Genomic DNA, 6,000 nt, shown 5'->3' with positions numbered 1-6,000 from the left:
ATTTTACCATGCCACGGCCCTTTATTTTTGGTGTACCCCAACATTGATTGTCCAAGATGATAATCCCCCGATTCGTGTAATTTATTATTATTATACACGAACGTTTGTTCTTTTAAAAGCACAAAAAAATTGCACTACCTACACGAAGAAGATAGAGCAATATACCCATATTGATTATATCATAGTACTAACTAAATGCACTCTTTTTTACATATCCCAAAAGTCATCAGCTTTCGCGTTCGGTTTTACGTGACGAATGGCTTTTAATATCTTTTTCATAACAGTTGGACTAGGTATATACTCTTTATCATTACATGCTTTAGAAACAGTAGGACGACTTAACTTAGCAGTCTTTTCTAAATCATGTTGATTAAATCCATTCCGATCTAAAAAAACACCTAATTTTGTACGTTTCTTTCCTCCGAACTTCCAAAACACGTTTATCCCTCCCGGACTTATTTTCAACATTCTCGTCAAAAACGTAAAAAAATATTCGCGTAAACAGAAAAAGTTTTTTACATATTGTACAAGCCATCCACAATATGATGTATCAAGGTCGCTACCAAAGTAGTTATCAAACTTATTATCAAAGCAGCTACCAAAGTAAATAGCTTAATTGCTATCAAGGTAACTAGTATTTGTACTATCAAAGTAACTATCAAGTTAGTTATCAAAGTAACGCTACCAAGGTATTGAGGCGATAAATCTATGTATAATCAGTATTTTAAATTCTGTTTATAAAGGGGAGTTTTTTATGTTAACTACATTTATCTCATTAGGTGCTTTAGGAGTAACAACAATTGGCGGAGCGATATTAGAGAAACATCTTGTAAAGAATGATCACGTTGCAGCAGCTAAACTTTTAAGTGATGGAATGTATCACGGAATAAGAATAGGTGGAGTTTGTTTTATCGGTTATATATTTATCAAAATTTTAATCATGTTCTAGGAGGTGTAACATGGGACTCATCAAAGATTGGCTTCATAAGCAAAATTTAAAGAATCAACTTATAGAGGTATTTGGAAAAGCTGGTTTATATGTGGACCATCAAACACGAGGCGGTAAAGTACCCATTTATCCGAAAATACATGCCATTTCCTCCACAAAAGACAATGTTAGATATATATTTACCATCCCGAATAGTTTGGATCCGAAGACTATTGAAAAGAAATGGTTTTGCTTTCAACAAATATTAGGACGTAATGTAGCAATTGAAGGTGATATAAAAAAGTTTGTCCTTAATGTATTTCATTCAGATGCGGGACTAAAACCATACAATTACAGTTATAAGAAATGGCAGCCGTTACTAAAACAACATCGTCTACCTGTTGTGGTAGGTCGGGACCAATTAGGCAATATGATTGTATATGACATGGTTAGAGCCAATACACCACATTTACTTATAGCAGGAGAAACAGGGAGCGGTAAAAGTAGTATGGTGCGTGTTGTGCTGTCCACACTTATTCACTACATGTCCCCTGATAAATTACATTTGTACCTGGGCGATTTGAAGAATTCCGAGTTTCATTTCTTACGAAGAGTGAAACACGTAAAAGAGGTTTGCATGGAAGAAATTGAAATGAAGATCATGTTGCAGAAAGTGTGGAAGGAAATACGCGAACGTAGAAAGCTAATGGAAGAGTATGAAGTGGACCATATCGATGAATACAACAAATTGAATCTTGATAAGCAGAAACCGTATATCTTACTTGCTATAGATGAAGTAGCTATGTTGCAAGATGAAAAAGAGTGTATGACTACATTAGAAAAGATTTCAGCAGTTGGTCGATCACTTGGAGTCTTTCTCATGCTTTCCATGCAACGCCCAGATGCAAAAGTATTAGATGGTAAGTTGAAACTCAATATGACGGTAAGAATGGGCTTTAAATGTGATAGTACGATTAACAGTAATATCATGGGTACACCTGGTTCAGAACACTTGGAGCAATCGGGCCAAATGATTCTAAAACTAAACGGATTAAAGAAAGTGCAAGCTCCATTTTTAGAATTAAGCAAAGCGAAACAAATTGTTGAACCGTATCGCATTCCGAAAGAGGACACGAAGCTTCAGAATCCTCCACAAGAAGACATTAAATTGTTTGGGGTGTTAGACGATGAAGAATAGAGATAAAGCGATACTGGGCGATTTGAAGCGTTTCAGATGTATGTCTAGGGATGACATAATAGATTTGCATTTTCAAGGAGTGAAAAACGCAGTTACTTGCTGTAATACGGTCATGAAACGATTAAGAAGAGATGGTCATGTGGATGCCAATATCACACAGCAGCCATTTATATATTTTCCTCAACCTAGTACACTACGAAAAACTAGCCAAAAGATTCCCCACTTCCTCAGCATTGTGGACGTATACAAACAACTCATTCATTATGAAAAACCTAAACTATTTAAAGTAGAACCGAAATATGGAAAAGAATTTATGGAACCAGATGCATTTACAATTTGGCGTAGATCCCCATTTTTTATTGAAGTCCAAAAGTCAGTTTACAGTAAAAAAATTATGCAAGATAAAATCAATCGATATGAGTTGTACTTCCACAGTAATGAGTGGCATCAAGAATCTTGGCAACCAAAAGAATCAAAATTCTTCCCTAACATCCTCATAATCACTGATAAAAAGTATGATATCCAATCCTCCAATTTACGTATTTTTCAAGCGAAATCTATACACGATTTCATGGATAAACTAGCGGTTAAATCCTAAAAGAACCCTACTTAACTGTGGGGTTTTTACATTAGCGTTAATATTAACGTTTGTATTAACAGTAACATTTACATTGTTTTTAACATATTCATTAACATTATCGTTAACAAAAATAAAAGCCCTACAAATGTAGGACTTATAATAAACCTCGTTCTTCAAAGAAGTCACGGAATATTTTATTTGCAAGTTTTGATTGCGCTCCTCTAGGTGGCTTCTTACCTAATACTTTTTGAAAAGCATCACGAACATCTTTATCTAAATGAAAACCTACAACTTTTTTATCATTGTTGTCTTTTAATAATTCAAGGATATCTTCATTTGCTTTCTTTTTAACTTTTGGCACTTCTGGATTATTGTTACCATCATCGTTTGCATTAATGTTTTTATTTACGTTAACATTATCACTAACGTTATTGTTATCGTTATTCTCTTCTTCGCTATTTCTTGTGGCGCTACCTCCAAATAAATCAGCCAATTCGCGTTCCTTCAAGTTCAGTCAACTCCTTAAATAAATTCTTATAATAAAATGCAAATTCGTTATCTTTTTTAGTAAGTGTAAGAGGTAATTGATTATAAGCAATTGAGTTAGCAAATTGAATAGTTCTAGGGATATTAGCTTTAAAGAAGTGAATACCTTCTTTCTCACAAAAACGACTTGCTTGTTTCATTGCTTCAGTATGAAGTTTAGTATTCTTTTGAACTAATGTAGCTACAACTCCAGTAATCTCTAAATTTTGATTATGTTTATTTTTAAATTGACCAATAACATCGATGATTTTTATTAGTGATCGTACAGAATATTGTTCAGGTTGGAAAGGAATTATAATTTTATCTGTACAGCAAATTACATTACTTTGGATTAACCCTGAAGATGGCGGACTATCGAATAAGATAACATCGTAATCATCTTCCACAGACATCAGCGCCACCTTCAAAAGTAAAAATGGATTTATGTATTTATCTAAGTTAGGTAATACATCGAAATCTAAAAAGCTCATCATTTCATTAGAAGGTAATACATCGATGTTTTCGTGAACATTAATTATTGCTTCACTTGCTGGTGCAAAATGAACTAAAACGTCATGCAATGTAGTACGGTACTTGTCCGGATTTTTGCCAAAAGACAACAGTGAATTACCTTGTTGATCAGCATCCACAATTAGAACACGTTTCCCTTGTTTCGCATAAAGTCCAGCTAAATTTACAGTCATTGAAGACTTTAAAACGCCACCTTTATTCTGTACGAAAGCTAATTTATAAGCCATTCTGATACCTCCATTATATTTACGTTAACGTTGTTGTTAACATTTATATTAACGTTAATGTTTATGATTATGTTTATATTAATCTACTTTAACATACTTATTCTTTCCTGCAATTGTTTTCCCTTTAAATCTTTTGAAATACTTTCGTTATGGTATGTGAAATTTTAAGTTTGCACAAAATAAAAAAGAGCCGAAGCTCTTATTTCGTCAAAGCGTTAATTTGTTCTAAAAGTGCAATTGCTTTCAAATCGCCTTGTTCCGCTTTCTTCATGATGATACTTAATTTATGTACTCTTTCCTCCACACTGATTTCTTTCTCTATTTGTAAAGCCGCCCCTTGATTCATCATAGTAATTTTCCTCCCCAGTTTTTATTGGTATATTTTAGGTGGCTGGTTTTTTAATCGCGTGATATAAAATCAGCCTTTCCCAGAAAGTAGGAAAGACGTCACTAAATTAATAGTAACGTCTTTCGAATTGTTTATATGTAGTTGTTAACTAAACTAAATTTAGTTACTTACTATTCTAGTGACCGCCTGGATCGACCATCATGTATTGTACAGCTGGTTGATCTACAGATGCTTGCGCATCCTCTTGAGCGTTTGCTACGCCTGCTCCAGTTCCTAGTCCTAATGATAAAATTAAGCTTAATAATAAACTTTTCATTTTACTCCACCTCGTCCTTTAATATCTCTCTTTTTATGCCATTCGCATAGAATAAATTCCCTGTTCTTTCAAAATCAACCAATGCTTCTTTTAAAGATAGTATATCACCTTTTACTTTAGCGCGGGATGCTTTTCGATGGGGCGTCATTTTCATTTCAGAATATAATTTTTCCCCTAGTTCAGCATCGCCAAACTTTAGTTGGTAATGAGCTTTTTCTCCCACATCTAGATAATCATGTTCAATTTTTTCAATGTGGAAAGCATTGTCTATATATATATGTCCTAAAGTTGTCTTAAACGAGCCATATTTTTTTGATTTTTTGTCAATTTTATTTTCTTCTAATACTTCAATGGCTTTTAAGAGGTATTTTTCAGACGTTTCTAAGCATTCATATTGGTAGCTTTCCCCTAAGCAACAATACGCTGATGCCTTTATCATCTGATAGTCTGACTTTGCATCAATAATGTCCCAACATACCTTACGAGATTCTTCTACTTCATCCGATAATAGTTTGATATATGCATCTCTCTCTTTATATTGCATTTCTAAACATTCTCGAATGAATTTATTTTTAATTAAAGGTATCTTCTCTTTTGCTTTTTCTGAATAAGGAACGATCGCCCGACAGTTCGGAATGTCATACATTGCAAATCCGTACAACATATTCACTAGCACCTGGCATTCTGCTAATTTAGAAAATGTTTGTTCATCAAGTGCCTTTTCTAATTCTTTACCTGTTTTCTTATTCAAGTTTCGTTGATTATATAGTTCGAATATAACTAAATATTTTTTTAACGTCCTAGTTCCTTGGTGTTTATCTATAAGTTGTGAAATCACATCGTATTCGCCTTGGCCTTGGCAGTAACAAAGTGCCTTCACAATGTTTAAATCCTTCTCGCATCGTAGAATAAAATTGTTAATGACTTCTTTTCTAGTTGAATGATCTTCGTACACGTTAGATGCAACAGGGATAAAATTTTCTAATTTCATTTCTTGCGTTTTGCCCGATAAACCTTCTTCAATTACACTTCGGTCTATTCCAGTTATTCTTGCTAATCCTCTGATTTTGATATCTTTGCTTTCTCTTTCTGCATCTAACTTTTTAATTAATCTTTCCACAACAATATTCCCCTTCCAGAAAAACGAACCACATCCTAACAGGATTTTCTCAAGGCGGAAACAAAATACGAGAGAAGAATATTGCATTTTTGTGTTATACTTAGATGTGACTCGTATGTGGCAAGTGTTTCCTAAGCGTGAGTTAGGGAACGGTTATTAAGGTGAGTGTAGGAGCCTCCTTGATAACACGCTCATATGGGTCTTTTTTCGTTCATTTTTTGTTAAA

General features: G+C 33.9%; 9 protein-coding genes. 3 read left to right on the top strand and 6 right to left on the bottom strand.

Going from position 1 to position 6,000, the window contains the following annotated elements; genetic code table 11:
- Nucleotides 1–207: 207 nt before the first annotated feature.
- A complete protein-coding gene (locus BUA87_RS28580) occupies nucleotides 208–438 on the bottom strand; it encodes a helix-turn-helix domain-containing protein (protein WP_072941641.1) in 231 nt (76 codons plus the stop codon).
- 316 nt (nucleotides 439–754) lie between these two features.
- On the opposite strand from BUA87_RS28580, the gene BUA87_RS28575 reads away from it, so the two are divergent.
- The 3 genes from BUA87_RS28575 to BUA87_RS28565 are packed head-to-tail and all read left to right on the top strand — an operon-like array spanning nucleotide 755 to nucleotide 2,724.
- Nucleotides 755–949, top strand: coding sequence for a hypothetical protein (locus tag BUA87_RS28575; RefSeq protein ID WP_072941639.1), 195 nt, complete (start codon nucleotides 755–757; stop codon nucleotides 947–949).
- Nucleotides 950–959: 10 nt separating this feature from the next.
- The gene (locus BUA87_RS28570; protein ID WP_072941637.1) at nucleotides 960–2,126 is read left to right on the top strand and encodes an FtsK/SpoIIIE domain-containing protein; all 1,167 of its coding nucleotides are present in this window, start codon (nucleotides 960–962) and stop codon (nucleotides 2,124–2,126) included.
- Nucleotides 2,116–2,724, top strand: a complete 609-nt coding sequence (locus BUA87_RS28565; protein ID WP_072941633.1) for a replication-relaxation family protein — start codon at nucleotides 2,116–2,118, stop codon at nucleotides 2,722–2,724. Before BUA87_RS28570 ends, BUA87_RS28565 begins: the two co-directional genes overlap by 11 nt.
- A gap of 136 nt (nucleotides 2,725–2,860) precedes the next feature.
- Here BUA87_RS28565 and BUA87_RS28560 read toward each other — a convergent pair whose 3' ends face one another.
- From BUA87_RS28560 to BUA87_RS28550, 5 genes are all read right to left on the bottom strand, one after another.
- Entirely contained in the window at nucleotides 2,861–3,214 is a 354-nt protein-coding gene (locus BUA87_RS28560) for a hypothetical protein (protein ID WP_072941630.1), read from the bottom strand.
- Nucleotides 3,192–3,989, bottom strand: coding sequence for a ParA family protein (locus BUA87_RS28555; RefSeq protein WP_072941626.1), 798 nt, complete (start codon nucleotides 3,987–3,989; stop codon nucleotides 3,192–3,194). Before BUA87_RS28555 ends, BUA87_RS28560 begins: the two co-directional genes overlap by 23 nt.
- Before the next feature lie 199 nt (nucleotides 3,990–4,188).
- Complete coding sequence (locus BUA87_RS31485) at nucleotides 4,189–4,338, bottom strand: hypothetical protein (protein WP_178340550.1); 150 nt, start codon at nucleotides 4,336–4,338, stop codon at nucleotides 4,189–4,191.
- A 175-nt stretch (nucleotides 4,339–4,513) separates the two neighbouring features.
- On the bottom strand, nucleotides 4,514–4,654 hold the full coding sequence (locus BUA87_RS31480; protein ID WP_178340553.1) for a hypothetical protein: 141 nt from the start codon (nucleotides 4,652–4,654) through the stop codon (nucleotides 4,514–4,516).
- 1 nt (nucleotide 4,655) lies between these two features.
- Nucleotides 4,656–5,774: an AimR family lysis-lysogeny pheromone receptor gene (locus tag BUA87_RS28550; protein WP_072941621.1), complete on the bottom strand. Its 1,119-nt coding sequence runs from the start codon at nucleotides 5,772–5,774 to the stop codon at nucleotides 4,656–4,658.
- Nucleotides 5,775–6,000 lie beyond the last annotated feature (226 nt).

Source organism: Bacillus sp. bc15, from assembly GCF_900142585.1.
Classification (GTDB): Bacteria; Bacillota; Bacilli; order Bacillales; family Bacillaceae_G; genus Bacillus_A; species Bacillus_A cereus.
This window is presented reverse-complemented; position numbering and strand designations above follow the sequence as displayed.

What these genes read in the sequence shown, in the direction of transcription:
- BUA87_RS31485 (WP_178340550.1), bottom strand. Translation starts at nt 4,338, where the DNA reads ATGATGAATCAAGGGGCGGCTTTACAAATAGAGAAAGAAATCAGTGTG.
- BUA87_RS28565 (WP_072941633.1), top strand. Translation starts at nt 2,116, where the DNA reads ATGAAGAATAGAGATAAAGCGATACTGGGCGATTTGAAGCGTTTCAGA.
- BUA87_RS28575 (WP_072941639.1), top strand. Translation starts at nt 755, where the DNA reads ATGTTAACTACATTTATCTCATTAGGTGCTTTAGGAGTAACAACAATT.
- BUA87_RS28555 (WP_072941626.1), bottom strand. Translation starts at nt 3,989, where the DNA reads ATGGCTTATAAATTAGCTTTCGTACAGAATAAAGGTGGCGTTTTAAAG.
- BUA87_RS31480 (WP_178340553.1), bottom strand. Translation starts at nt 4,654, where the DNA reads ATGAAAAGTTTATTATTAAGCTTAATTTTATCATTAGGACTAGGAACT.
- BUA87_RS28570 (WP_072941637.1), top strand. Translation starts at nt 960, where the DNA reads ATGGGACTCATCAAAGATTGGCTTCATAAGCAAAATTTAAAGAATCAA.